Origin of the sequence: Anoxybacillus ayderensis (genome assembly GCF_013761015.1) — a bacterium.
Classification (GTDB): domain Bacteria; phylum Bacillota; class Bacilli; order Bacillales; family Anoxybacillaceae; genus Anoxybacillus; species Anoxybacillus ayderensis.
Map to the genome: position 1 here is coordinate 84,914 of NZ_JACDUV010000006.1, position 23,266 is coordinate 108,179.

Sequence of the window (23,266 nt, forward strand, 5' to 3'; positions counted from 1 at the left end):
TGCGGTTTTTTGCATAGAAAAGGGTGAAACAAATGATTCAAGCAGCATATATTCATATTCCGTTTTGTACGCACATATGCCATTATTGTGATTTCAATAAAGTATTTTTACATCAACAACCGGTCGACGCTTATATCGACGCGTTAATCATCGAAATGGAACGGACGTTTGAACGTGTTCCGACACCGCAATTACAAACCGTATTTATCGGAGGAGGAACGCCGACGTCATTGACCGTTCGACAGCTTGATCGATTATTGCGTGCCATTCACCGCATCGTTTCGCTCGCTTCCGATGTCGAGTTCACCGTTGAAGCGAATCCGGATGAAGTGAGCGATGAGCAGTTATACGTGCTTAAGCAGTGGGGAGTGAACCGCCTCAGTTTTGGCGTGCAAACGTTCGATCGTGAATTGCTCCAACGCATCGGACGTACCCATACGAAAAAAACAGCGATCGAGACGATTGAGCGCGCGCACAAGCTCGGCTTTCATAATATAAATATCGATTTAATGTACGGATTGCCGACACAAACGATCGACCATCTAAAAGAAACGTTACGTGTGACGTTTTCGTTGCCGATTCAACATGTGTCTGCCTACTCGCTCATTATTGAGCCAAAAACAGTATTTTACAACTTAATGAAAAAGCAGACGTTGCCGTTGCCAAGTCAAGAAGAAGAAGCATATATGTATGAAATGATTATGGAACAGATGGAGCAACACGGATATAAACAATATGAACTAAGTAATTACGCTCAAAAAGGGTTTGATAGCCGTCATAATATGACATATTGGAATAACGACGATTACTACGGATTTGGTGCAGGCGCCCATGGCTATATGAACGGCATAAGACATGTAAACGCTGGACCGATTAAAAAATATATACAGCTCATTGAGCAAGGACAGTTGCCACATGTGGACACGCATGTTGTGTCGAAAGAGGAGCAAATGGAAGAGCATATGTTTCTTGGTTTACGAAAAATCGAAGGGGTTAATAAAAATGAATTTTTCATGCGATATGGAAAAACGGTGCATGACGTGTTCGGTGAAGCCATTGCCTTGCAAAAACGAAACGGATTGCTTGAAGAGACAGAGGAAGCAATTTTCCTTACTCATCGCGGCAAATTGCTTGGAAATGAAGTATTTCAATCGTTTCTTGGCGTTTCATCTTGACACGACAAGTGCAATTTGATACCTTAATAGTAGATTTAGCACTCGCTTCATTAGAGTGCTAACAGAGGTGATGAGCGTTGCTAACAGATCGCCAATTGTTAATTTTAAAAATTATTGTCGATGATTTTATTCGTTCTGGGCAACCTGTTGGTTCACGAACGTTATCGAAAAAAGAGCAAATTACGTTTAGTTCAGCAACGATTCGTAACGAGATGGCGGACTTAGAGGAGCTAGGTTTTATTGAAAAGACGCATATTTCCTCTGGTCGCGTTCCTTCTCAAAAAGGATATCGTTATTACGTTGACCATTTATTGCCACCTGTCCAGTTAACACAAAAAGATGTACAAACGATCCAGTCCATTTTCCATGAACAAATATATGAATTAGAAAAGCTCATTGAAAAATCGGCGCAAATTTTATCGGACTTGACGAACTATACAACCGTTGTCCTCGGTCCTTCGGTGAAAGAACATAAATTAAAAACGATTCAAATCGTTCCGCTGAATGCTGAAACAGCAGTTGCGATTATTGTGACCGATACAGGATATGTAGAAAAGCATGTTGTGACGTTGCCATCGTCCATTCCACCATCGGACGTTGAAAAAATGGTCAACATTTTAAACGAGCGGTTGACAGGTGTACCTTTAGAAGATTTAACAGATAAAATTCAAACGGAAGTTGCGCACGTGCTTCGCGAACATATCCAAAGCTACGACCACATGTTGCGAATGATTTCGTCTTCTTTAGATTTAAACGCGCCTGCGCAAATGTTTTTAAGCGGAAAAATGAACATGCTTCGTCAACCGGAATTTAGCGACATCGATAAGCTTCGCGCATTGCTGAATGTCATTGAACAAGAAAAAGAGTTTTATCGTTTGTTGAGAAAGCATAAGCAACAAGGCATTCAAGTGAAAATCGGCACAGAAAACGATGTAGAAGGAATGGAAAACTGCAGTTTAATTACAGCGACATATTCTGTCGATGGAGAAAAGCTTGGTACGATTGCTGTTCTTGGACCGACTCGTATGGAATATTCGCGCGTCATTTCACTATTAAACCTTGTTGCGACGGATTTGTCGAAGGTGTTATCGGTGTGGTATCAAAAAGATTAGCGATGTCAATATTATGGATGGGGAATTTCCCCATCCGCTTTTCAAGTGCTTGAGGGAGGTGAGAAGATGGAGAAAGAACAGCGTACATATGATGAAACGGTTGAACAATTGGAAGACGTACAAGACGAGCAAGCGCAAGAGGAGCAAGTGCAAAGTGAAGAAACACAACAAGAAGAACAAGATGAGCTAGCGCTTGCATATGAAAAAATTGCTCAACTGGAAGCGAAGTTAGCAGAAACAGAAAATCGTTTACTTCGCCTGCATGCCGATTTTGACAACTATCGTCGCCGTGTGCGTTTAGATATGGAAGCTGCTGAAAAATACCGCGCGCAAAGTTTAGTTTCCGATTTGTTGCCGATTTTAGATAACTTTGAACGCGCGTTACAAGTGCAAGTAGAAGATGAAAAAGCAAAGTCGTTATTGCAAGGAATGGAAATGGTTTATCGCTCATTAGTTGAAGCGCTCAAAAAAGAAGGGGTCGAAGTCATTGAATCGGTTGGAAAACCGTTCGACCCGCATGTGCACCAAGCAGTGATGCAAGTGGATGATCAAAATTATGAGCCAAATACAGTTGTGGAAGAGTTCCAAAAAGGCTACAAATTAAAAGATCGTGTCATTCGTCCAGCAATGGTCAAAGTAAATCAATGAGGAGGGATTATGTATGAGCAAAATTATCGGCATTGACTTAGGTACAACAAACTCTTGCGTCGCTGTGTTAGAAGGCGGCGAGCCAAAAGTTATTCCAAACCCAGAAGGAGGTCGCACGACACCATCTGTCGTTGCGTTTAAAAACGGTGAGCGTTTAGTCGGCGAAGTCGCAAAACGTCAAGCCATTACGAACCCAAATACAATTATTTCGATTAAGCGCCATATGGGTACAGACTATAAAGTACAAGTAGAAGGAAAAGAATATACACCACAACAAATTTCTGCAATGATTTTGCAATACTTAAAATCATATGCGGAAGCGTACTTAGGTGAACCTGTCACACGTGCCGTGATTACTGTTCCAGCTTACTTTAACGATGCGCAACGTCAAGCGACAAAAGATGCTGGCCGCATCGCTGGTTTAGAAGTCGAGCGCATCATTAACGAGCCAACAGCGGCTGCGTTAGCATACGGATTAGATAAAATGGACGAAGATCAAACGATTCTCGTATACGACCTTGGTGGAGGTACGTTTGACGTATCGATTCTTGAGTTAGGTGATGGCGTATTCGAAGTCAAAGCGACGGCTGGTGACAACCACCTCGGTGGTGACGACTTTGACCAAGTCATCATCGATTATTTAGTTGAAGAGTTCAAAAAAGAACACGGCATTGATTTATCAAAAGATAAAATGGCGTTGCAACGTTTAAAAGACGCGGCAGAAAAAGCGAAAAAAGAGCTTTCTGGCGTGATGCAAACGCAAATTTCATTGCCGTTTATTAGCGCAAATGAAAACGGTCCACTTCACTTAGAAATGACGTTAACGCGCGCAAAATTTGAAGAATTATCGGCGCACTTAGTTGAGCGCACGATGGGACCTGTTCGTCAAGCGTTAAAAGACGCTGGATTGACGCCTGCAGATATCGACAAAGTCATTCTTGTTGGTGGTTCAACGCGCATCCCAGCTGTTCAAGAAGCGATTAAAAAAGAAATTGGCAAAGAGCCTCATAAAGGAGTAAACCCAGACGAAGTTGTTGCGATCGGTGCAGCGATTCAAGGTGGAGTAATCGCAGGGGACGTAAAAGACGTCGTATTATTAGACGTAACACCACTTTCGCTCGGTATTGAAACGATGGGTGGCGTCTTTACAAAATTAATTGAGCGCAATACAACTATTCCGACAAGCAAGTCGCAAATTTTCACAACGGCAGCAGATAACCAAACGGCTGTAGACATTCACGTTTTACAAGGTGAACGTCCGATGGCTGCCGATAACAAAACGCTCGGTCGCTTCCAATTAACAGACATTCCGCCAGCTCCGCGCGGTGTACCGCAAATTGAAGTCACATTTGACATTGACGCAAACGGTATTGTGCACGTGCGCGCGAAAGACTTAGGTACAAATAAAGAGCAATCGATTACAATTAAATCTTCTTCTGGTTTGTCTGAAGAAGAAATTCAACGCATGATTAAAGAAGCAGAAGAAAATGCAGAAGCAGACCGGAAGCGAAAAGAAGAAGTGGAACTTCGCAACGAAGCAGACCATCTCATTTTCACAACAGAAAAAACGTTAAAAGAATTAGAAGGAAAAGTAGACGAAGCGGATGTGAAAAAAGCGCAAGAAGCAAAAGATGCATTAAAAGCAGCGCTTGATGGCAAAGATATCGAAGACATTCGCGCGAAGAAAAACGCGTTGCAAGAAGTTGTGCAACAGCTTTCTGTTAAGCTATATGAGCAAGCGGCTAAACAAGCGCAAGCACAACAAAGCGAAGGCAAAAAAGACGACAACGTCGTCGATGCGGAATTTGAAGAAGTGAAAGAAGATAAGTAAACAAACAAAAAGTCAAAGTCAGGCCTGCCTTGGCTTTGACTTTTTTGCTATGGAAACATCAAATATATTGCGCAACAAGTTCAGACAATGATAAAATTACGTTCATGTGAACGAGTCGGGAGTGGGTGATCATGAGTAAACGAGACTACTATGAAGTGCTCGGCGTGAGTAAAAACGCAACAAAAGAAGAAATTAAAAAAGCATATCGAAAGTTATCAAAACAGTATCATCCAGATATTAATAAAGCGCCCGATGCAGCTGAAAAGTTTAAAGAAATTAAAGAAGCATACGAAGTGTTAAGCGATGACCAAAAGCGTGCCCACTATGATCAATTCGGCCATACGGATCCGAATCAACAGTTTGGTGGATTTGGCGGGGCTGATTTTGACTTCGGTGGGTTTGGCGGCTTTGAAGATATTTTTAGTAGCTTTTTTGGCGGTGGGCGTCGACGTGATCCGAACGCACCGCGTGCAGGGGCAGATTTGCAATATACGATGAGACTTACATTCGAAGAAGCGGTTTTTGGAAAAGAAACGGACATTGAAATTCCACGTGAAGACACGTGCGATACGTGCCATGGTTCTGGAGCGAAGCCAGGAACGAAAAAAGAAACGTGCGCACATTGTCACGGTACAGGTCAATTAACGATTGAACAAGCGACGCCGTTTGGTCGCATCGTAAATCGTCGCCCGTGTCATCATTGCGGTGGCACAGGACACTTTATTAAAGAAAAATGTTCGACATGTCATGGAACAGGTCGTGTGAAAAAACGGAAAAAAATTCACGTCAAAATTCCTGCCGGTGTCGATGACGGTCAACAATTGCGCTTAGCAGGTCAAGGTGAACCAGGAATAAACGGTGGACCGCCTGGAGATTTGTACATCGTTTTCTATGTTGAACCGCATGAGTTTTTTGAACGCGATGGCGATGATATTTATTGTGAAATGCCAATTACGTTTACGCAAGCCGCGCTTGGTGCGGATATTGAGGTACCGACGTTGTATGGAAAAGTGAAATTGAAAATTCCAGCAGGTACGCAAACAGGTACGAAATTCCGTTTAAAAGGAAAAGGCGTACCGAATGTGCATGGATATGGAAAAGGAGACCAACATATTCGTGTTCGTGTTGTCACACCAACGAAGTTAACCGAACGTCAAAAACAATTGTTGCGTGAGTTTGAACAACTCAGTCAAGGGCATGGACAAGAAGATAGTTTTTTTGCGAAAGTGAAGCGAGCATTTAAAGGGGAGTAACGTGAAGGAGGAGTTGGTAGATCATGAAATGGTCTGAAATAAGCATTCATACAACACACGAAGCGGTCGAGGCGATTTCAAATATTTTACATGAAGCAGGTGCGGGTGGCGTCGTCATTGAAGATCCGTTTGAATTAACGAAAGAACGAGAAACGACTTACGGGGAAATCTACCAACTCAATCCTGACGATTACCCCGAAGAAGGAGTTATTATTAAAGCGTATTTGCCGGTAAATAGCTTTTTAGGTGAAACGGTCGAAGAAATTAAACAGGCGATTAACAATTTAATGTTATATAACATCGATATTGGACGAAACAAAATTACGATTAGCGAAGTGAACGAAGAGGAATGGGCGACAGCGTGGAAAAAGTATTACAATCCGGTCAAAATTTCTGAGCGATTTACGATCGTTCCGACATGGGAAACGTATGAACCCGTTTCAAGCGACGAATTAATTATTGAATTAGATCCAGGCATGGCGTTCGGCACAGGGACGCACCCGACGACAGTAATGTGTATTCAAGCGCTTGAAAAGACGGTCAAAGAAGGCGATACGGTCGTCGATGTCGGTACCGGTTCAGGCATTTTAAGTATTGCTGCTGCGATGTTAGGAGCGAAACGTGTTCATGCGCTCGATTTAGATCCTGTCGCAGTAGAAAGTGCAAAATTGAACGTGAAGTTAAATAAAGTGCACGATGTCGTCACCGTTTCGCAAAACAATTTACTTGATCGAGTCGATGAGCAAGCAGATGTCATCGTTGCGAACATTTTAGCTGAAATTATTCTTCGTTTTGTCGATGATGCGTATCGTTTGTTGCGTTCGGGAGGCGTATTTATTACATCGGGCATTATTCAAACGAAAAAACAAGAAGTGAAAGAAGGTCTTCTTCGCGCTGGTTTCACAATTGAAGAAACGTTAACGATGGAAGATTGGATCGCATTTATTGCGAAAAAACAATAAAAAGGGTGTTCGCATTGCAACGATATTTCGTACGTAACGAGCAAATCGTTGGCGATCACGTCATGATTTCTGGCGATGACGTCCATCATATCGGGCGGGTCATGCGCATGAATGAAGGTGATCGTCTTCTTTGTTGTAATGAGCGTAGTGAAACGATGCTTTGTGAGATCGAACAAATTTCCAATGATTTTGTCCGATGCCGTATTATACAATGGATAGAGGCAAATGTCGAACTGCCTGTGCACATTTATGTCGCAAGCGGACTGTTAAAAGGAGATAAATACGAACTCGTTTTACAAAAAGGAACAGAGCTTGGAGCGAGAGGCTTCCTTCCTCTCATTACATCTCGTTCGATCGTCAAATGGGACGAGAAAAAAGGCGATAAAAAAGTGGAACGTTGGCAAAAAATTGTGAAAGAAGCAGCTGAACAATCCCACCGGGCACATATGCCGTCTGTTTATGCTCCGATGACGATTCGTGAACTCATTGCGTGGGCGAACGATATGGATTATAAATGTATCGCTTACGAAGAAGAAGCGAAAGAGGGAAGGCACAGTGTACTTGCCCACCTTCTTCAAACGATGAATGAAGGTGAGTCACTTCTTCTTGTTTTTGGACCAGAAGGCGGTTTATCCGAGCAAGAAGTGACGTTATTAAAACAACATGGTTTCATGACATGTAGTCTTGGACCGCGCATTTTACGAGCGGAGACGGCACCGTTATATGCGTTGTCAGCGGCGTCTTATGAATGGGAACTTAAGTGAGGTGATATATATGCCAACGGTTGCATTTCATACGTTAGGATGCAAAGTAAATCATTACGAAACAGAAGCGATTTGGCAATTGTTTAAACAAGCAGGATATGAGCGAAAAGATTTTGAAAGCCATGCCGATGTATATGTTATTAATACATGTACAGTCACGAATACAGGCGATAAAAAAAGCCGCCAAGTCATTCGGCGTGCAGTGCGTCGCAATCCAGATGCGGTCGTTTGTGTAACAGGTTGTTATGCACAAACTTCTCCAGCGGAAGTGATGGCTATTCCAGGTGTCGATATCGTCATCGGCACACAAGATCGTGGAAAAATTTTAGAGTACATCGAGCAGTTTAAACAACAGCGTGAGCCGATTAACGGTGTGCGCAACATTATGAAAACGCGCGTATATGAAGAATTGGATGTGCCTGCATTTACAGATCGAACGCGCGCATCGCTTAAAATCCAAGAAGGATGCAATAACTTTTGTACGTTTTGTATTATTCCATGGGCGCGTGGCTTAATGCGTTCACGCGATCCGAAAGAAGTCATTCGCCAAGCGCAACAGCTTGTTGATGCAGGCTATAAGGAAATTGTATTAACAGGCATCCATACAGGTGGATATGGAGAAGATATGAAAGACTACAATTTCGCCATGTTGTTGCGCGACATCGATGAGCAAGTGAAAGGATTAAAACGATTGCGTATTTCGTCGATTGAAGCGAGCCAAATTACCGATGAAGTGATCGAGGTATTGAAACAATCCGATAAAATCGTCCGCCATTTACACATTCCGTTGCAATCAGGATCAAATACGGTATTGAAGCGGATGCGTCGCAAATATACAACGGAATTTTTTGCGGAACGGTTAGCGCGTTTGCGTGAAGTATTTCCAGATTTAGCTGTTACGTCCGACGTCATTGTCGGCTTCCCGGGTGAGACGGAAGAAGAATTTATGGAGACATATACGTTTATTCGTGAACAACGTTTTTCTGAATTGCATGTTTTCCCATATTCGAAGCGGACAGGCACCCCAGCAGCAAGAATGCCAGATCAAGTAGATGAGGAAGTGAAAAATGAGCGCGTTCATCGCTTAATTACACTTTCTGATCAGCTAGCGAAAGAATATGCATCGAAGTTTGAAGGACAAGTGCTTGAAGTCATTCCAGAAGAGCTGTACAAAGAAGATCCAACAAGCGGCTTATATGTTGGCTATACGGACAACTACTTAAAAGTAAAATTCCCAGCAACAGAAGAGATGGTCGGTCAACTTGTTAAAGTGAAAATTACAAAAGCAGGTTATCCGTATAATGAAGGGGAATTTGTGCGCGTGATAAATGATCATCATGAGATCGTTCGGTTAAGCTCATAAAAAGAAGTTGACTTATGAACTTGGTTATATTATACTTTGAAAGTACATGTTCCACATGTACCAAGGATTAGCGGTTTTGTTCGGAGGGAGGGAAGTAGGATGTCGAAAACGATCGTTCGTAAAAACGAGTCGCTTGAAGATGCTCTTCGTCGCTTCAAACGTGCGGTTTCAAAAACAGGTACGTTGCAAGAAGCAAGAAAGCGCGAATTCTATGAAAAGCCAAGCGTAAGACGTAAGAAAAAGTCTGAAGCGGCTAGAAAGCGCAAATATTAAAAGAGGGTGTATTTATGAGTCTTCTCGAACGTTTGAACAATGATATGAAGCAAGCGATGAAAAACAAAGAGAAGGACAAATTGTCGGTCATTCGCATGGTGAAATCCGCTTTGCAAAACGAAGCGATTAAACTTGGCAAAACGTTGACCGAAGATGAAGAATTAACCGTACTTTCTCGCGAATTAAAACAGCGTAAAGACTCCCTCCAAGAATTTGAAAAAGCTGGTCGCACAGACCTTGTTGATAAAGTCAAGGAAGAGATTACGGTTCTTGAACTTTACATGCCGAAGCAGTTGAGCGAAGAAGAGCTAGTGCAAATCGTCAAAGAAACGATTGCCGAAGTCGGCGCTTCCTCGAAAGCGGATATGGGTAAAGTGATGGGAGCGATCATGCCGAAAGTGAAAGGAAAAGCGGACGGCTCGCTCGTCAACAAGCTTGTTCAACAACATTTAAGCTAAAAACACCTTACGATATCGTAAGGTGTTTTTTTGATTTTTGAAACTTTTTCTTCTTTCATACGTACATAATAAAGGTGAAGGGAGGAAAAAGCATGGCCGGTCCAATTGTTGTTTTCACCCATCCATTTCTTGCCGCGCTTTTGTTAATTGCCGGCAGCGTCACGTTCGTTTGGCAACTGTACGATGCGCGTTGGGGATGGAAAGGAACTGTAAGCATCATTTGTTTTTTACTTTTTTTCTCATCGCATTTAGTAGCTGGTTTAACAAGCGTTGGGGCGATGATGTTGTTTGCTATTGGCCTTATTTTGTTAGTCATTGAGTTGTTTGTGCCGGGTGGGGTCATTGGCTTTTTCGGGCTTGGTACGCTCGTCTGGAGCTTATTTTTAGCCGCAAAACATTCCCCTTTCGTTACAGTGTCATTAGCCATAGCTGTCGTGAGTGCGATTATGATGGGCATATGGCTCAGTCGAGTGAGCAAAAAAAAGATGGCGCTTTTTGAAAAAATCGTGCTTACTGATGAACAACGGAATGAAGAAGGGTATGTGTCTCATGAAGCGCGCGTTGATTTAATCGGAAAGCGCGGAGTGGCAATCACTGTATTGCGGCCAGCAGGAACGGCGCTCATTGATGACGAACGTGTAGATGTCGTCACAGAAGGGGAATATATTGAACGACATCGTCCGATTGAAGTTGTTGATGTAGATGGGTTAAAAGTTGTCGTTCGAGAATGTAAAAAAGAGGAGGAAATCGTATGACACCGGATCAACTTTTATTTATTATTGCGCTTGCGTTAGGGCTTGTGTTGCTAGCTGTATTTTTTTCGTTCGTTCCCGTTATGCTTTGGATTTCCGCACTTGCTTCGGGTGTGCCAATTAGCATTTTTACACTCATTGGGATGCGGTTGCGCCGCGTCATTCCATCGCGTGTCATTAATCCGTTAATTAAGGCAAAAAAAGCAGGGCTTGATGTCACAACTAACCAATTAGAAAGCCATTATTTAGCGGGAGGAAATGTCGACCGTGTCGTTAATGCGTTAATTGCTGCGCAGCGAGCGAATATTAATTTAACGTTTGAACGTTGTGCGGCAATTGATTTAGCTGGTCGAAATGTATTAGAAGCGGTACAAATGAGCGTCAATCCAAAAGTCATTGAAACACCGTTTATTTCTGGTGTAGCGATGGACGGTATTGAAGTGAAAGCGAAAGCACGCATCACTGTACGTGCGAATATTGATCGATTAGTTGGTGGTGCGGGAGAAGAAACGATTATTGCACGTGTAGGGGAAGGGATTGTTTCTACGATCGGGTCCCAGGACGATCATAAAAAAGTACTTGAAAATCCAGATATGATTTCACAAACCGTATTAGCAAAAGGGCTAGACTCAGGAACGGCGTTTGAGATTTTATCAATCGACATTGCTGATATTGATATCGGGAAAAACATTGGTGCCGAATTGCAAACAGACCAAGCGGAAGCAGATAAAAAGATTGCCCAAGCGAAAGCGGAAGAACGTCGGGCGATGGCAGTTGCGCTTGAACAAGAAATGAAAGCGCGCGTGCAAGAAATGCAGGCGAAAGTTGTGGAAGCGGAAGCGCAAGTGCCGCTTGCGATGGCGGAAGCGCTCCGTTCCGGTAAACTTGGTGTGATGGATTACATGAACTTAAAAAACATTATGGCAGATACGAACATGCGTGATTCCATTGGGAAATTGACACAACATCCGGATGACGAGAAAAAGTGAGGAATACATGATGGCGCTAATTGATTGGCTCCTTAACAACATATTTTTTGTCTTTGTTTTCGCGGCGTTTGTTTCGTGGGTTGGAAAACGAATAAAAATGACAGAAGAAACAGTTGAAAAACAACAACAAGAACAAAAGCCGACAGTCGTTATGATCGAAGAGGAACCACGAACAAGACGCCCAGTGAAGAAAGAAAAAGAGCAAATGATTGTGTCACAACGAACGGAAGAGCAACGAGTGGAGAGGAAACAATTACCTAAACACCCGCTCGTACAAGGTGTAATTTTTTCAGAAGTGCTCGGTCCACCGCGGGCAAAGCGTCCGTTCGGTAGAAAATAAGTGCTATAACCCCCATTTCACTCATACATATGAGATGAAAGGGGGTTTTGTTTATGATCAGAAAATGGAAAAACAAAATGCGACAATGGCTAACGAATCAAATGGAACTGCCTGCGGATGTTGTCGCTGACCTCCCCCGTATTACGATGATTGGACATATTCATATCTACATAGAAAATCATCGCGGTTTGCTTTTGTTTACAGATCGCGAATTGCGCTTGTTGCTGAAAAACGGGCAGTTGCTTGTCAAAGGGGAATCGTTTACCATTAAAACCATTTTGCCAGAAGAAATTTTGCTCGAGGGGAAAATTAGTCAAGTTTTATATTTGGAAGAATAGGGGGGGCGGGTGTGAAAAACGAATGGATGTATCAGTTAACTGGAAATTTACGGGTGCGTATCGTTGGAAAAGGATTAGAACGGTTATTAAATGAATTTACACGTCGTGGGATATACGTATGGAACGTGAAGCGGGAAGGGGAAAATTCGCTAACGTGCCATATGCTCCTTCGCGATATTCATCATGTGCGAGGGGCGATGAGAAAAAGCGGTTGTAAATTATATGTTCTCGATCGACGAGGTGCGCCGTTTTGGTTAAAAGCATCGTGGAAAAATAGCGGTATCGTTGTCGGAGTCGTTACGTTTATATGTATCGTGTTTATATTATCTAACATGATTTGGCGTATTGAAGTGACAGGGGCGAATCCAGAAGTCGAACATACTGTTAGGCAGCAGTTGAAAAAAATAGGGGTTGAGCGCGGTGCATTGCAATTTGTCATTCCGTCTCCTGAGACGATTCAGCGAACGGTAATCAACAATATAGACGCGATTACGTGGATTGGTGTGGAGTGGCGTGGAACGACGTTATATTGTCAAGTCGTTGAAAAAAAGCGGCCAACAGAAACGAAATCGAATACCCCACAGCATCTTGTTGCGAAGAAAAAAGCAGTCATTACGTACATGTTTGTTGAACAAGGTCAGGCGGTTGTAGAAGTGAATGATCATGTCGTTCCGGGGCAATTGCTCGTTTCCGGTTTTATTGGAAAAGAAGGACAGACAGAGATCGTGCCAGCGCGCGGTCAAATTTTAGGCGAGACATGGTACAAGTCTACTGTTGCTGTTCCGATGAAAACGACGTTTTATATGTTGACGGGAAAAAAGCGTGAAACACATTACGTTCGTTTTTGGTCGTGGAAAATCCCAATTTTTTGGGATCATGAAGAGCAGTTTTCACAATTTGAAAAACAAGTAGATGAAAAAACGTTTCGCTTTTTCACATGGACGTTACCGATTGTTTATGAAAAAGTCGTGTGGCGTGAAAAAGAAGTAGCCGTTCGTGAGTATTCGTACGAACAAGCAAAAGCGGTAGCGAAACAAATTGCGCGCGAGCAGTTACAGCGACAACTACCTGCGGATGCGAACATTCAAGGTGAAAAAGTTTTGCATGAGGCGAAGGAGAATGGTAAAGTAAAAGTAGAAATGCATTACCAAGTCATTGAAAACATTGCGATACCACAACCAATTATTCAAGGAGACTGAGGAATGTCGGAACAGTTTGTCACGATTCACCTTAACGTACAAAATGCAGATGAAGCGCTCGCTTTGTTCGGTACGCACGATGTTCATTTGAAACGCATTGAACAAGAACTTGGTGTTTCGATTGTGACGCGTGGCGAATCGGTAAGCGTGTCAGGAAACAAACAACATATTGAGCTTGTTGATGCGTTGTTGCGTCATTTGTTGCTTGTTGTTCGCAAAGGCATTGTCATTAGCGAGCGTGATGTGCTTTATGCGCTACAAATGGCGAAAAATGGAACGATTTCTTACTTTATTGAACTGTACAATGAAGAAATCGGAAAAAATGCGAAAGGGAAAGCGATTCGTGTTAAAACGCTCGGTCAGCGTCAATACGTTTCTGCTATCCAGCGCCATGATTTAATTTTCGGCATTGGGCCAGCAGGAACAGGAAAAACGTATTTAGCGGTTGTGATGGCTGTACAAGCGTTAAAAAACGGACAAGTCAAGCGAATTATTTTGACGCGTCCAGCTGTGGAAGCAGGGGAAAATTTAGGCTTTTTGCCGGGGGATTTAAAGGAAAAAGTCGATCCGTATTTACGCCCACTTTATGATGCGCTTCATGACGTGCTTGGTCATGAACATACCCAACGATTAATTGAGCGCGGTGCGATTGAAATTGCTCCGCTTGCATATATGCGCGGGCGAACGTTAGATGATGCGTTTGTCATTTTAGATGAGGCGCAAAATACGACGCCTTCGCAAATGAAAATGTTTTTAACACGTCTCGGTTTCGGCTCGAAAATGGTGATTACGGGAGATATTTCACAAGTCGATTTACCGAAAGGAGTTCGTTCTGGGCTTGCGATTGCAAAAGACATTTTGACGAATGTAAGCGGAATTTCATTCGTCTTTTTGGAGCAAGCTGATGTTGTACGCCATCCACTCGTCGGCAAAATTATCGCTGCATACGAAGATGCTGGAATGTAAATGTGACCCATGTTGATGTGGGTCCTTTTTGCACTTTAACAAAAGAAAGAGGGAGATTTTATGTTAGTGATTGATTTTATGGATGAAACAAATGAGATGACAGAAGAACAAGTAGAACTGATTGAAAAACTATTGCAACATGCGGCAAAGGAAGAACGTGTGCCAGATGGCGCAGAGGTGAGCATTACGTTTGTTGACAATGAAAAAATTCGCGAAATAAATCGCGATTATCGTGGAAAAGATCAGCCGACAGATGTCATTTCGTTCGCCCTTGAAGAAATGGGCGAAGAAGAAATTGAAATTGTCGGTGTAGATGCTCCACCTGTGCTCGGGGATATTATTATTTCTGTGTCGAAAGCACGCGAGCAAGCGGAGCAATACGGTCATTCATTTATGCGTGAACTCGGTTTTTTAGCTGTACACGGTTTTTTACATTTGCTTGGCTATGATCATGAAACAGAAGAAGAAGAAAAAGAGATGTTTACGAAACAAGAACAACTATTACAACAATTTGGCTTAACGAGATGATTGATGATGCGTTGGAAGCGGTTTGTCGCTAGCGTATTATATGCTCTAAATGGCATTCGTCTTGCCGTTTGTCATGAAAGAAATATGCGCATTCATCTCGTGGCAACGGTTGCTGTTATCGTTGCTGCAGCGATGTTTCGTATCTCGAAAATGGAATGGCTCGTGTTGCTTTTGACGATTGGAGCAGTCATGAGTTTAGAAATCGTCAATAGCGCAATAGAACGGACGGTTGATTTAGTAACAGATGAGTATCGGCCGTTAGCAAAAGAAGCGAAAGATTTAGCCGCTGGCGCTGTACTCGTGTTTGCTTTTATATCCGTGATCATCGGGATTTCCATTTTCCTTCCTTATCTGTATGTATTTTTTAAAAATTCTTTACATTTTCATAAATAGTAGTGAAATCGCGTTCATATTTTGGTAGAATAAAAAGCAAGCATATTTTATGCGATGGAGGTTTTTATGGTTCGAGAAGGATATAAATCAGGATTCGTAGCAATTATCGGAAGACCGAATGTAGGAAAATCTACATTTTTAAATCGCGTCATCGGGCAAAAAATTGCAATTATGAGCGATAAGCCGCAAACGACGCGCAATAAAATTCAAGGTGTGTACACAACAGATGACGCGCAAATCGTTTTTATTGATACGCCGGGCATTCATAAACCGAAACATAAGCTTGGCGATTTTATGGTAAAAGTAGCGCAAAGCGCGTTGCAAGAAGTTGATTTAATTTTATTTATGGTGAATGCTGTCGAGGGGCTCGGTCGCGGTGATGAGTTTATTATTGAACGTTTAAAACAAGTGCAAACACCGGTGTTTTTAGTCATTAATAAAATTGACGAAGTGCACCCGGACGATTTATTGCCGCTCATTGAGCAATATCGCTCGCTCCATTCATTTGCCGAAGTCATCCCTATTTCAGCGTTGCAAGGCAACAATGTAGAAACGTTGTTGCAACAAATTAAACATTACTTGCCAGAAGGACCGCAATATTATCCAGCGCATCAAATAACGGATCACCCTGAACGGTTTATTATTGCTGAGTTCATTCGCGAAAAAGCACTCCATTTGACGCGAGAAGAAGTGCCACATTCGATTGCGGTTGTAATTGATTCGATTGAACGGCGCGGAAATGGAGATACGGTATATGTTGCAGCGACCATTATCGTTGAGCGTGATTCGCAAAAGGGAATTATTATCGGCAAGCGTGGTCAAATGTTGAAGGAAATTGGTCAACGTGCGCGCGCTGATATTGAGGCGCTACTCGGTTCAAAAGTGTTTTTAGAATTATGGGTAAAAGTACAAAAAGATTGGCGCAATAAAATGGCACAGTTGCGAGACCTTGGCTATCGTGAAGATGAGTATTAATGCTGTAAAATTTTAAAAGACATTGCGACAGCGCAAAAAGGGCAAACTACAAGTGAGCTGCTCAATCACCGTCAACTAACGAGAGAAAGGTGTGGTTCGATGCTCGATTTTACCTGGAAACTGTTCAGCCAAACAGGGAATATTGACACGTATCTTTTGTTTAAGGAGCTAGAACGCGAAACGCAAGAGCAAGCCAGCGATTCCACGTATCATATAACTGAAAGAGATTATCACGTCCTTTAACTTTGGAAGGTTATGTTATATGTTTGAAAAATGTGAAGGCATTGTTATTCGAACGATTGACTATGGAGAGACGAATAAAATTGTAACGATATTTACGCGCGAATGGGGAAAGGTTGCTGCGATGGCACGAGGAGCGAAAAAGCCAAGCAGCCGCCTTTCTTCTGTTACGCAAATATTTACATACGGCATATATCTCGTTCAAAAAAGTCGCGGCGTCGGAAGCTTACATCAAGGGGAATTGCTTTCAACGATGCGCCATATACGCGAAGACATTTTTTTAACAGCATACGCCTCATACGTTGTTGAATTGACAGATAAAGCAACGGAAGAAAGACGACCAAATCCGTATTTGTTTGAACTTCTTTTACAAACATTGACGTATATGAATGAAGGGCTCGATGCCGAAGTATTAACGTACATATATGAAATGAAATTGCTTCCGGCATTCGGGCTGTATCCGAAGTTAGATGGCTGTGCTATTTGTGGGGAAAAAGAAGGAACGTTTGCCTTTTCGATTGCACACGGAGGATTTCTTTGTCACCGTTGTTTTGAGCACGATCCACACCGCATTCCGATGACGCCATCGGTTTTAAAATTACTTCGCCTGTTTTACTACGTCGATTTGTCTCGCATTGGCCAAATTGCTGTCAAACAAGAAACGAAACAACAACTACAAACGATCATTTCAGCTTATTACGATGAATATTCAGGTCTTTCGCTGAAAACAAAACGGTTTTTACAGCAGCTCCATATGTTAAAAGGTGAAAGCGGACAAATATAACGTTGTCCGCTTCCCACTTTTGTTTGCAAAATATAAAGATGAATTATAATATGATCTTATATGTAGCCTATTGTAAGGTGGTGAGCGACAATCGAACTCAATAAACGTCAAGAACAAATTTTACAAATCGTCAAAGACCACGGGCCGATTACAGGTGAGCATATTGCTGAAAAGCTCAATTTAACACGGGCGACGTTACGGCCTGATTTAGCTATCTTAACGATGGCTGGGTACTTAGAGGCAAGACCTCGTGTTGGCTATTTTTATACAGGAAAAACGGGGACGCAGCTGCTTGCTGATAAAATTAAAAAAATGAAGGTGAGCGATTATCAGTCCATTCCTGTTGTCATTAACGAAAACGTAAGCGTCTATGATGCGATTGTCACGATGTTTTTAGAAGATGTTGGCACGTTGTTTGTTGTAGATGATGAATCGTTGCTTGTTGGGGCTTTGTCACGCAAAGATTTGTTGCGCGCGAGCATCGGAAAACAAGAGTTGACATCTATTCCTGTCAATATTATTATGACACGCATGCCGAATATTACATTTTGCGAAAAAGATGATTTACTTATTGATGTCGCCCGAAAATTAATTGAAAAACAAATTGATGCGATGCCCGTCGTTAAAAAGGTGGACAAAGGGTACGAAGTTGTAGGGCGCATCACGAAAACGAATATGACGAAGGTGCTTGTCGCGTTAGCGAATGAAGACGTGCTTTAAAGGGGGAAAATCATGAGTCAAATCGTATACGTCGTATCCGACTCAGCAGGGGAGACGGCCGAACTCGTTGTAAAAGCAGCAGCGAGCCAGTTTCAAGGGGCGCTCGTTCAATTTCGACGTGTTCCTTATGTCGAAGATGTGGAGACGTTATCGGAAGTCGTCGCTTTAGCAAAAATGAATCGCGGCATCATTGTATTTACGTTAGTTGTACCAGAAATGCGTCAATTTTTATTAGCTGAAGCGGCACGTGAAGGAGTGCCTGTATACGACATTATCGGACCGCTTATTGAGCAAATGGCGAAGTTATTACAAATGGAGCCACGTTGCGAACCTGGACCTATTCGCGTATTAGATGAAGACTATTTCCGAAAAATCGAAGCGATCGAGTTTGCGGTCAAGTACGATGACGGGCGAGATCCACGCGGTATTTTAAGAGCGGATATCGTTTTAGTTGGTGTATCGCGCACGTCAAAAACACCGTTATCACAATATTTAGCCCATAAACGATTTAAAGTGGCGAACGTACCGATCGTTCCAGAAGTAGATCCACCTGAAGAATTGTTTCAAGTGCCGCCTGAAAAATGTTTTGGCTTAAAAATTAGTCCAGAGAAGCTAAATGAAATTCGTCGTGAGCGATTAAAATCGCTCGGATTAGATGACCGTGCCATTTATGCAAACATTGATCGAATTAAAGAAGAGCTGCAATATTTTGAGGGGATCGTAAAAAAAATGGGCTGCGAAGTCATTGATGTGACAAATAAAGCAGTCGAAGAAACAGCGAACGTCATTATGAATATTATGCGTAAAAGGGAAAAATAAGCAGTCAAAGCACAGTCACAACGTGTGATATGTGCTTTTCCTTTTTCATAAAAAACTTTATAGCCAATTGATGTTTTTTATATTATAATAAAAAATTGTGATAAAACAGGTTTAGACTGAACATAGGACGAATAAACTATTTATAGCTAATTGTCAAGTGACAATGCATCGGGATTTTCGACAATATTTTTTTCTTAAAAAGAAGGATTGTTTCGCGCGATGGAGAAATAAAAACATACAAAACATTTCTATTTCAGAAACAAGTTTTGTCGAAATATGTTTGGAGCTGTTGAAATATGGGACAACGCATTCCTGAGGAAACGGTTGAGCACATTCGTCGCTCAGTCGATATTGTAGACATCATCCAACAGTATGTCTCACTAAAAAAGCAAGGACGCAACTACTTTGGGTTATGTCCTTTCCACGGGGAGAAAACACCTTCTTTTTCTGTTTCACCAGAAAAGCAAATTTATCATTGTTTTGGCTGTGGAGCAGGCGGAAATGTGTTTTCGTTTTTGATGGACATCGAAGGGATTACATTCATAGAGGCAGTGAAGCGATTAGCACCGCGAGCGAATGTCGATTTATCGCACGTCGTTGATGAGCATCCGACAGCGGAACGGAAAGAAACAGCGACGATGATTGCTGCGCATGAGTTATTAAAAAAGTTTTATCATCATTTGCTTATGCATACAAATGAAGGGGAAGAAGCATTAAACTATTTGCTTCAACGAGGCTTTACGCGCGAGCTCATTGAGCAGTTTGAAATTGGCTATGCTTTGCCGTCTTGGAATGCAGCTGTCACATTTTTAGCAAACAAAGGCTTCTCACTTCCGCTTATGGAACAGGCCGGACTCATTGTGAAAAAATCGGGAGAGGACTCATATTTTGATCGTTTCCGTCATCGCATTATGTTTCCCATCCATAACCATCAAGGAGAAACAGTTGCTTTTTCGGGGAGAGCGCTCGGAAACGAAGAGCCGAAGTATATGAATAGCCCCGAGACGCCAATTTTTAATAAACGCCATATTTTATATCACTTTCATGAAGCGCGTTTGCCGATGCGTCAAAAACAGCAAGTGGTACTGTTTGAAGGATTTGCAGATGTGATTGCTGCTGTGCAAGCTGGCATTTCCCACGCTGTAGCAACGATGGGAACAGCTTTATCGGAAGAACAGGCGCGCATGCTTCGTCGCAATGCTTCATCGGTCATTGTTTGTTATGATGGCGATCGAGCGGGAATAGACGCTGCTTTGAGAGCATCGGAAACGCTCGTTGAAGCTGGCTGCTATGTAAAAGTCGCGATGATGCCAGATGGGCTCGACCCTGATGAGTATGTACGCCGATATGGCGCGGATCGTTTTCGCCATCATGTGCTTGATGCCAGTTTGTCGCTGACAGCGTTTAAGCTTGAATATTTAAAGCGCGGCCGCCATTTACAAAACGAAAGTGAGCGTCTTCGTTACATTGAAGAAGCAGTGAAAGAAATTAGCCGGTTATCTAATGCAATTGAAGCGGATTATTATTTACGACAACTAGCTAATGAGTTTTCCATTTCTATGGATGCGCTACGCGAACAAATGACGATTTATGGAAAAAAGCAAGTAGAACAAAAGCAAGAACGTCGTGAAACGGTTGTTGTGCCTGTGAGGGCGAAACTGTTACCGGCTTTTCAAAAAGCAGAGCGGATGTTAATTGCTCATATGTTGCGCGATAAAGCAATTGCATTCGCTGTTCAAGAAGCGATTGAAGGCGCATTTAACGTCGAAGAACATCGCGCTATTGCCGCCTATTTATATGCGTTTTACGAAGAAGGACACGAACCCGATGTAAGCTCGTTACTTGAACGCATTCATGATCCGCAATTAAAACGCATCGTTACAGAACTGTCTATGATGCCGATCAACGAAGACATCTCGTCAGCCGAGTTACGAGATTACATTCAATGCGTGCTCAACTACCCAAAAGAGCAGTTGCTCAAGCAAAAAGAAGCGCAGTTGCGCGATGCCGAACGGCAAAAAGATTATGAGCGCGCGAAACGCATTGCAAGCGAAATGATTGCGTTGCGAAAGTCTTTGCATTTTGGAAGGAGGGGAATAAATGGCTGAAAAGTCAACACATTCCGATTTAACGTTAGAACAAGCAAAAGAACAATTAGTCGAGCTAGGTAAAAAACGTGGCGTTCTTACCTACGAAGAAATCGCTGAGCGATTATCTGCATTTGATCTTGATTCCGATCAAATGGATGAATATTATGAGTATTTAAATGAACAAGGGATCGAAGTCGTCGGCGAGTCCGATTTAGATGAGGCAGATTTAGACGACCCAGACTTCGATGATTTAAAAGACGAAGAGTTCGATTTAAATGATTTAAGCGTTCCCCCAGGGGTAAAGATTAACGACCCTGTTCGCATGTATTTAAAAGAAATTGGTCGCGTACCGCTATTATCAGCAGAAGAAGAAATTGAGCTAGCGAAACGCATTGAACAAGGAGACGAAGAAGCGAAACGTCGTCTAGCTGAGGCAAACCTTCGCCTCGTTGTTAGTATTGCGAAACGTTACGTTGGTCGCGGCATGCTTTTCCTTGACTTAATTCAAGAAGGAAATATGGGTTTAATTAAAGCGGTCGAAAAATTCGATTACCGCAAAGGATATAAATTTAGCACATATGCAACATGGTGGATTCGCCAAGCGATTACTCGTGCCATTGCTGACCAAGCGCGTACGATCCGTATTCCTGTTCATATGGTTGAAACGATTAACAAGCTTATTCGCGTTCAACGTCAACTTTTACAAGACCTCGGCCGCGAGCCATCTCCTGAAGAAATTGCGGAAGAGATGGACTTAACGCCGGAAAAAGTGCGCGAAATTTTAAAAATTGCCCAAGAGCCTGTATCGCTTGAAACGCCAATTGGCGAAGAAGACGACTCTCATTTAGGCGACTTTATTGAAGATCAAGATGCGACATCTCCAGCTGAACACGCAGCGTATGAGTTGTTAAAAGAACAACTCGAAGATGTGTTAGATACGTTAACAGACCGAGAAGAAAATGTGCTTCGTCTTCGTTTTGGTCTTGATGATGGACGTACGCGAACGCTTGAAGAAGTGGGCAAAGTGTTTGGTGTTACGCGCGAACGCATTCGCCAAATTGAAGCAAAAGCGTTGCGAAAACTACGCCACCCAAGCCGTAGCAAACGTTTAAAAGACTTTTTAGAATAACCGTTTACAAGAAATAGTTTACTTCTTACAATGGAAGTAAGCTATTTCTTTATTTAGGAAGGAATGCGTATTCAATGGAACAAAAACGAAAAGAAATCATTATTAATGAAATTAAATATTGGAAACAAACGCGATTGCTGCCGGAACAATATTGCGATTTTTTGCTTGCGTTGTACACGGAAGGAAATCGCGATGATGTTGAGACACCAACGAAGCAAGTTCCAGCGTGGGCGATTCGTGCAACCGCAGCGATGATCGGTATATGTTTACTTTTCGCCCTTCTTGTCATTTATTTTACTGAATTGTCGTTCGTTTTGCAAACGCTCATTTTGTCACTTTTTGTCATAATTTGTTTTGTTTCAGTTCGTTTTTTTGCAAAACATAAAATCGTTGTTCATATCGCTCTTATCGGTGGTGCTTTATCACTTCTTCTGCTCTCTATTCGCGCATGCGATGTTTATTTTTCTGGGAGCACAAGCGCATTAGCGCTCACCGTGATGGGCAATTGTTTCGTCTGGTTGTTTATCGGTTGGCGTTTTTCGCTTATGTATTTCGTCATTTCGGGCGTGATCGGCATCGTTCTTCTTTTTTCTTCGTTTTTCATTTAAAAAAATTTACATACAGGGCTTTTCCTTTATGGGAATTTAAAGTACAATAAAATTGTTTGTAACGTTTTCATTTTGAAAAACATGCTTTATTACATAAGGGAGGGTAAAGTATGAATCGCAATCCGTTAATCCCATTTGCACTCATTATGGTGATGGGAATTGGTCTCATTTTCTTTCTGTCTGTGAAAGGCCTTGGGGATATGAAAGAAGTTGCGAAAGAGAAAGAAGGCGGCGCGAAGACAGAAGAAACAGCAGCTGCAGGTCCAGAAGACATTTACAAAAAAAGCTGTGTTGCATGTCACGGCGCGAACTATGAAGGTGGCGTTGGTCCGTCATTAAAAGGTGTCGGTGATCGTCTATCTGTTGACCAAATTAAAGAAGTGATAACAAACGGTCGCGGAAGCATGCCAGCTGGATTAGTTCCTGCAGATCAAGCAGAAGAAATGGCAAAATGGCTTGCTGAATTAAAATAAGCGGAGAGGAAAGATCCCTTTACTTCGGTGAAGGGATTTTTCGTTTCTTATAAAACATGATAAACTGAAGAAAAAAGTGTGGTG

General features: G+C 42.3%; 27 protein-coding genes. All 27 read left to right on the top strand.

The window, feature by feature from the left end; genetic code table 11:
- The first annotated feature begins 32 nt into the window (after positions 1–32).
- Entirely contained in the window at positions 33–1,175 is a 1,143-nt protein-coding gene (gene hemW, locus HNR63_RS09770; protein WP_181520583.1) for a radical SAM family heme chaperone HemW, read from the top strand.
- Positions 1,176–1,252: 77 nt separating this feature from the next.
- Entirely contained in the window at positions 1,253–2,287 is a 1,035-nt protein-coding gene (gene hrcA, locus HNR63_RS09775; RefSeq protein ID WP_085788219.1) for a heat-inducible transcriptional repressor HrcA, read from the top strand.
- A gap of 66 nt (positions 2,288–2,353) precedes the next feature.
- The gene (gene grpE, locus HNR63_RS09780) at positions 2,354–2,935 is read left to right on the top strand and encodes a nucleotide exchange factor GrpE (protein WP_021095118.1); all 582 of its coding nucleotides are present in this window, start codon (positions 2,354–2,356) and stop codon (positions 2,933–2,935) included.
- A 13-nt stretch (positions 2,936–2,948) separates the two neighbouring features.
- The gene (dnaK, locus tag HNR63_RS09785; protein ID WP_009374037.1) at positions 2,949–4,766 is read left to right on the top strand and encodes a molecular chaperone DnaK; all 1,818 of its coding nucleotides are present in this window, start codon (positions 2,949–2,951) and stop codon (positions 4,764–4,766) included.
- Positions 4,767–4,897: 131 nt separating this feature from the next.
- A complete protein-coding gene (gene dnaJ / locus HNR63_RS09790) occupies positions 4,898–6,019 on the top strand; it encodes a molecular chaperone DnaJ (RefSeq protein WP_085788221.1) in 1,122 nt (373 codons plus the stop codon).
- Positions 6,020–6,042: 23 nt separating this feature from the next.
- The gene (prmA, locus tag HNR63_RS09795) at positions 6,043–6,981 is read left to right on the top strand and encodes a 50S ribosomal protein L11 methyltransferase (protein ID WP_085788222.1); all 939 of its coding nucleotides are present in this window, start codon (positions 6,043–6,045) and stop codon (positions 6,979–6,981) included.
- A 14-nt stretch (positions 6,982–6,995) separates the two neighbouring features.
- Positions 6,996–7,745, top strand: a complete 750-nt coding sequence (locus HNR63_RS09800; RefSeq protein ID WP_181520584.1) for a 16S rRNA (uracil(1498)-N(3))-methyltransferase — start codon at positions 6,996–6,998, stop codon at positions 7,743–7,745.
- A 10-nt stretch (positions 7,746–7,755) separates the two neighbouring features.
- The gene (mtaB, locus tag HNR63_RS09805; protein ID WP_085788224.1) at positions 7,756–9,108 is read left to right on the top strand and encodes a tRNA (N(6)-L-threonylcarbamoyladenosine(37)-C(2))-methylthiotransferase MtaB; all 1,353 of its coding nucleotides are present in this window, start codon (positions 7,756–7,758) and stop codon (positions 9,106–9,108) included.
- Between the two features lie 99 nt (positions 9,109–9,207).
- The gene (gene rpsU / locus HNR63_RS09810; protein WP_003393897.1) at positions 9,208–9,381 is read left to right on the top strand and encodes a 30S ribosomal protein S21; all 174 of its coding nucleotides are present in this window, start codon (positions 9,208–9,210) and stop codon (positions 9,379–9,381) included.
- 14 nt (positions 9,382–9,395) lie between these two features.
- Positions 9,396–9,839: a GatB/YqeY domain-containing protein gene (locus tag HNR63_RS09815; RefSeq protein ID WP_003393899.1), complete on the top strand. Its 444-nt coding sequence runs from the start codon at positions 9,396–9,398 to the stop codon at positions 9,837–9,839.
- Between the two features lie 92 nt (positions 9,840–9,931).
- Complete coding sequence (locus HNR63_RS09820) at positions 9,932–10,594, top strand: NfeD family protein (RefSeq protein ID WP_181520585.1); 663 nt, start codon at positions 9,932–9,934, stop codon at positions 10,592–10,594.
- A complete protein-coding gene (gene floA, locus HNR63_RS09825) occupies positions 10,591–11,580 on the top strand; it encodes a flotillin-like protein FloA (RefSeq protein WP_021095112.1) in 990 nt (329 codons plus the stop codon). The genes HNR63_RS09820 and floA overlap by 4 nt, the downstream gene beginning before the upstream one ends.
- 7 nt (positions 11,581–11,587) lie before the next feature.
- The gene (locus tag HNR63_RS09830) at positions 11,588–11,920 is read left to right on the top strand and encodes a hypothetical protein (RefSeq protein WP_181520586.1); all 333 of its coding nucleotides are present in this window, start codon (positions 11,588–11,590) and stop codon (positions 11,918–11,920) included.
- Positions 11,921–11,973: 53 nt separating this feature from the next.
- The gene (gene yqfC, locus HNR63_RS09835; protein WP_021095110.1) at positions 11,974–12,258 is read left to right on the top strand and encodes a sporulation protein YqfC; all 285 of its coding nucleotides are present in this window, start codon (positions 11,974–11,976) and stop codon (positions 12,256–12,258) included.
- 11 nt (positions 12,259–12,269) lie between these two features.
- A complete protein-coding gene (yqfD, locus tag HNR63_RS09840; RefSeq protein ID WP_181520587.1) occupies positions 12,270–13,457 on the top strand; it encodes a sporulation protein YqfD in 1,188 nt (395 codons plus the stop codon).
- Between the two features lie 3 nt (positions 13,458–13,460).
- A complete protein-coding gene (locus HNR63_RS09845; protein WP_181520588.1) occupies positions 13,461–14,423 on the top strand; it encodes a PhoH family protein in 963 nt (320 codons plus the stop codon).
- Positions 14,424–14,483: 60 nt separating this feature from the next.
- Positions 14,484–14,951: an rRNA maturation RNase YbeY gene (gene ybeY / locus HNR63_RS09850; protein WP_085788230.1), complete on the top strand. Its 468-nt coding sequence runs from the start codon at positions 14,484–14,486 to the stop codon at positions 14,949–14,951.
- A 6-nt stretch (positions 14,952–14,957) separates the two neighbouring features.
- Positions 14,958–15,344 (top strand): diacylglycerol kinase family protein, encoded by a 387-nt coding sequence (locus HNR63_RS09855; RefSeq protein WP_021095106.1) that lies wholly within the window; start codon positions 14,958–14,960, stop codon positions 15,342–15,344.
- A gap of 66 nt (positions 15,345–15,410) precedes the next feature.
- On the top strand, positions 15,411–16,319 hold the full coding sequence (era, locus tag HNR63_RS09860; protein ID WP_181520589.1) for a GTPase Era: 909 nt from the start codon (positions 15,411–15,413) through the stop codon (positions 16,317–16,319).
- Between the two features lie 99 nt (positions 16,320–16,418).
- Entirely contained in the window at positions 16,419–16,562 is a 144-nt protein-coding gene (locus HNR63_RS09865; RefSeq protein ID WP_019416900.1) for a YqzL family protein, read from the top strand.
- Between the two features lie 19 nt (positions 16,563–16,581).
- Positions 16,582–17,343: a DNA repair protein RecO gene (recO, locus tag HNR63_RS09870; protein ID WP_085788231.1), complete on the top strand. Its 762-nt coding sequence runs from the start codon at positions 16,582–16,584 to the stop codon at positions 17,341–17,343.
- A 90-nt stretch (positions 17,344–17,433) separates the two neighbouring features.
- Positions 17,434–18,063 (top strand): transcriptional regulator CcpN, encoded by a 630-nt coding sequence (gene ccpN / locus HNR63_RS09875; protein WP_181520672.1) that lies wholly within the window; start codon positions 17,434–17,436, stop codon positions 18,061–18,063.
- A gap of 12 nt (positions 18,064–18,075) precedes the next feature.
- The gene (locus tag HNR63_RS09880; protein WP_042534258.1) at positions 18,076–18,882 is read left to right on the top strand and encodes a pyruvate, water dikinase regulatory protein; all 807 of its coding nucleotides are present in this window, start codon (positions 18,076–18,078) and stop codon (positions 18,880–18,882) included.
- Between the two features lie 296 nt (positions 18,883–19,178).
- Entirely contained in the window at positions 19,179–20,990 is a 1,812-nt protein-coding gene (gene dnaG, locus HNR63_RS09885; protein WP_085788232.1) for a DNA primase, read from the top strand.
- A complete protein-coding gene (gene rpoD, locus HNR63_RS09890; protein WP_085788233.1) occupies positions 20,983–22,101 on the top strand; it encodes an RNA polymerase sigma factor RpoD in 1,119 nt (372 codons plus the stop codon). The genes dnaG and rpoD overlap by 8 nt, the downstream gene beginning before the upstream one ends.
- A gap of 74 nt (positions 22,102–22,175) precedes the next feature.
- Positions 22,176–22,709, top strand: coding sequence for a hypothetical protein (locus tag HNR63_RS09895; protein ID WP_181520590.1), 534 nt, complete (start codon positions 22,176–22,178; stop codon positions 22,707–22,709).
- Positions 22,710–22,819: 110 nt separating this feature from the next.
- Positions 22,820–23,182: a cytochrome c550 gene (gene cccA, locus HNR63_RS09900; RefSeq protein WP_181520591.1), complete on the top strand. Its 363-nt coding sequence runs from the start codon at positions 22,820–22,822 to the stop codon at positions 23,180–23,182.
- The last annotated feature ends 84 nt before the right edge of the window (positions 23,183–23,266 follow it).

Bases quoted from the DNA above. Each gene is read 5' to 3' on its own strand.
- yqfC (WP_021095110.1), top strand. From the start codon at position 11,974: ATGATCAGAAAATGGAAAAACAAAATGCGACAATGGCTAACGAATCAA.
- HNR63_RS09895 (WP_181520590.1), top strand. From the start codon at position 22,176: ATGGAACAAAAACGAAAAGAAATCATTATTAATGAAATTAAATATTGG.
- dnaJ (WP_085788221.1), top strand. From the start codon at position 4,898: ATGAGTAAACGAGACTACTATGAAGTGCTCGGCGTGAGTAAAAACGCA.
- hemW (WP_181520583.1), top strand. From the start codon at position 33: ATGATTCAAGCAGCATATATTCATATTCCGTTTTGTACGCACATATGC.
- HNR63_RS09820 (WP_181520585.1), top strand. From the start codon at position 9,932: ATGGCCGGTCCAATTGTTGTTTTCACCCATCCATTTCTTGCCGCGCTT.
- dnaG (WP_085788232.1), top strand. From the start codon at position 19,179: ATGGGACAACGCATTCCTGAGGAAACGGTTGAGCACATTCGTCGCTCA.
- era (WP_181520589.1), top strand. From the start codon at position 15,411: ATGGTTCGAGAAGGATATAAATCAGGATTCGTAGCAATTATCGGAAGA.
- cccA (WP_181520591.1), top strand. From the start codon at position 22,820: ATGAATCGCAATCCGTTAATCCCATTTGCACTCATTATGGTGATGGGA.
- recO (WP_085788231.1), top strand. From the start codon at position 16,582: ATGTTTGAAAAATGTGAAGGCATTGTTATTCGAACGATTGACTATGGA.
- HNR63_RS09865 (WP_019416900.1), top strand. From the start codon at position 16,419: ATGCTCGATTTTACCTGGAAACTGTTCAGCCAAACAGGGAATATTGAC.
- rpoD (WP_085788233.1), top strand. From the start codon at position 20,983: ATGGCTGAAAAGTCAACACATTCCGATTTAACGTTAGAACAAGCAAAA.
- HNR63_RS09880 (WP_042534258.1), top strand. From the start codon at position 18,076: ATGAGTCAAATCGTATACGTCGTATCCGACTCAGCAGGGGAGACGGCC.
- rpsU (WP_003393897.1), top strand. From the start codon at position 9,208: ATGTCGAAAACGATCGTTCGTAAAAACGAGTCGCTTGAAGATGCTCTT.
- prmA (WP_085788222.1), top strand. From the start codon at position 6,043: ATGAAATGGTCTGAAATAAGCATTCATACAACACACGAAGCGGTCGAG.
- HNR63_RS09815 (WP_003393899.1), top strand. From the start codon at position 9,396: ATGAGTCTTCTCGAACGTTTGAACAATGATATGAAGCAAGCGATGAAA.
- mtaB (WP_085788224.1), top strand. From the start codon at position 7,756: ATGCCAACGGTTGCATTTCATACGTTAGGATGCAAAGTAAATCATTAC.
- dnaK (WP_009374037.1), top strand. From the start codon at position 2,949: ATGAGCAAAATTATCGGCATTGACTTAGGTACAACAAACTCTTGCGTC.
- grpE (WP_021095118.1), top strand. From the start codon at position 2,354: ATGGAGAAAGAACAGCGTACATATGATGAAACGGTTGAACAATTGGAA.
- floA (WP_021095112.1), top strand. From the start codon at position 10,591: ATGACACCGGATCAACTTTTATTTATTATTGCGCTTGCGTTAGGGCTT.
- HNR63_RS09830 (WP_181520586.1), top strand. From the start codon at position 11,588: ATGATGGCGCTAATTGATTGGCTCCTTAACAACATATTTTTTGTCTTT.
- HNR63_RS09855 (WP_021095106.1), top strand. From the start codon at position 14,958: ATGCGTTGGAAGCGGTTTGTCGCTAGCGTATTATATGCTCTAAATGGC.
- HNR63_RS09845 (WP_181520588.1), top strand. From the start codon at position 13,461: ATGTCGGAACAGTTTGTCACGATTCACCTTAACGTACAAAATGCAGAT.
- ybeY (WP_085788230.1), top strand. From the start codon at position 14,484: ATGTTAGTGATTGATTTTATGGATGAAACAAATGAGATGACAGAAGAA.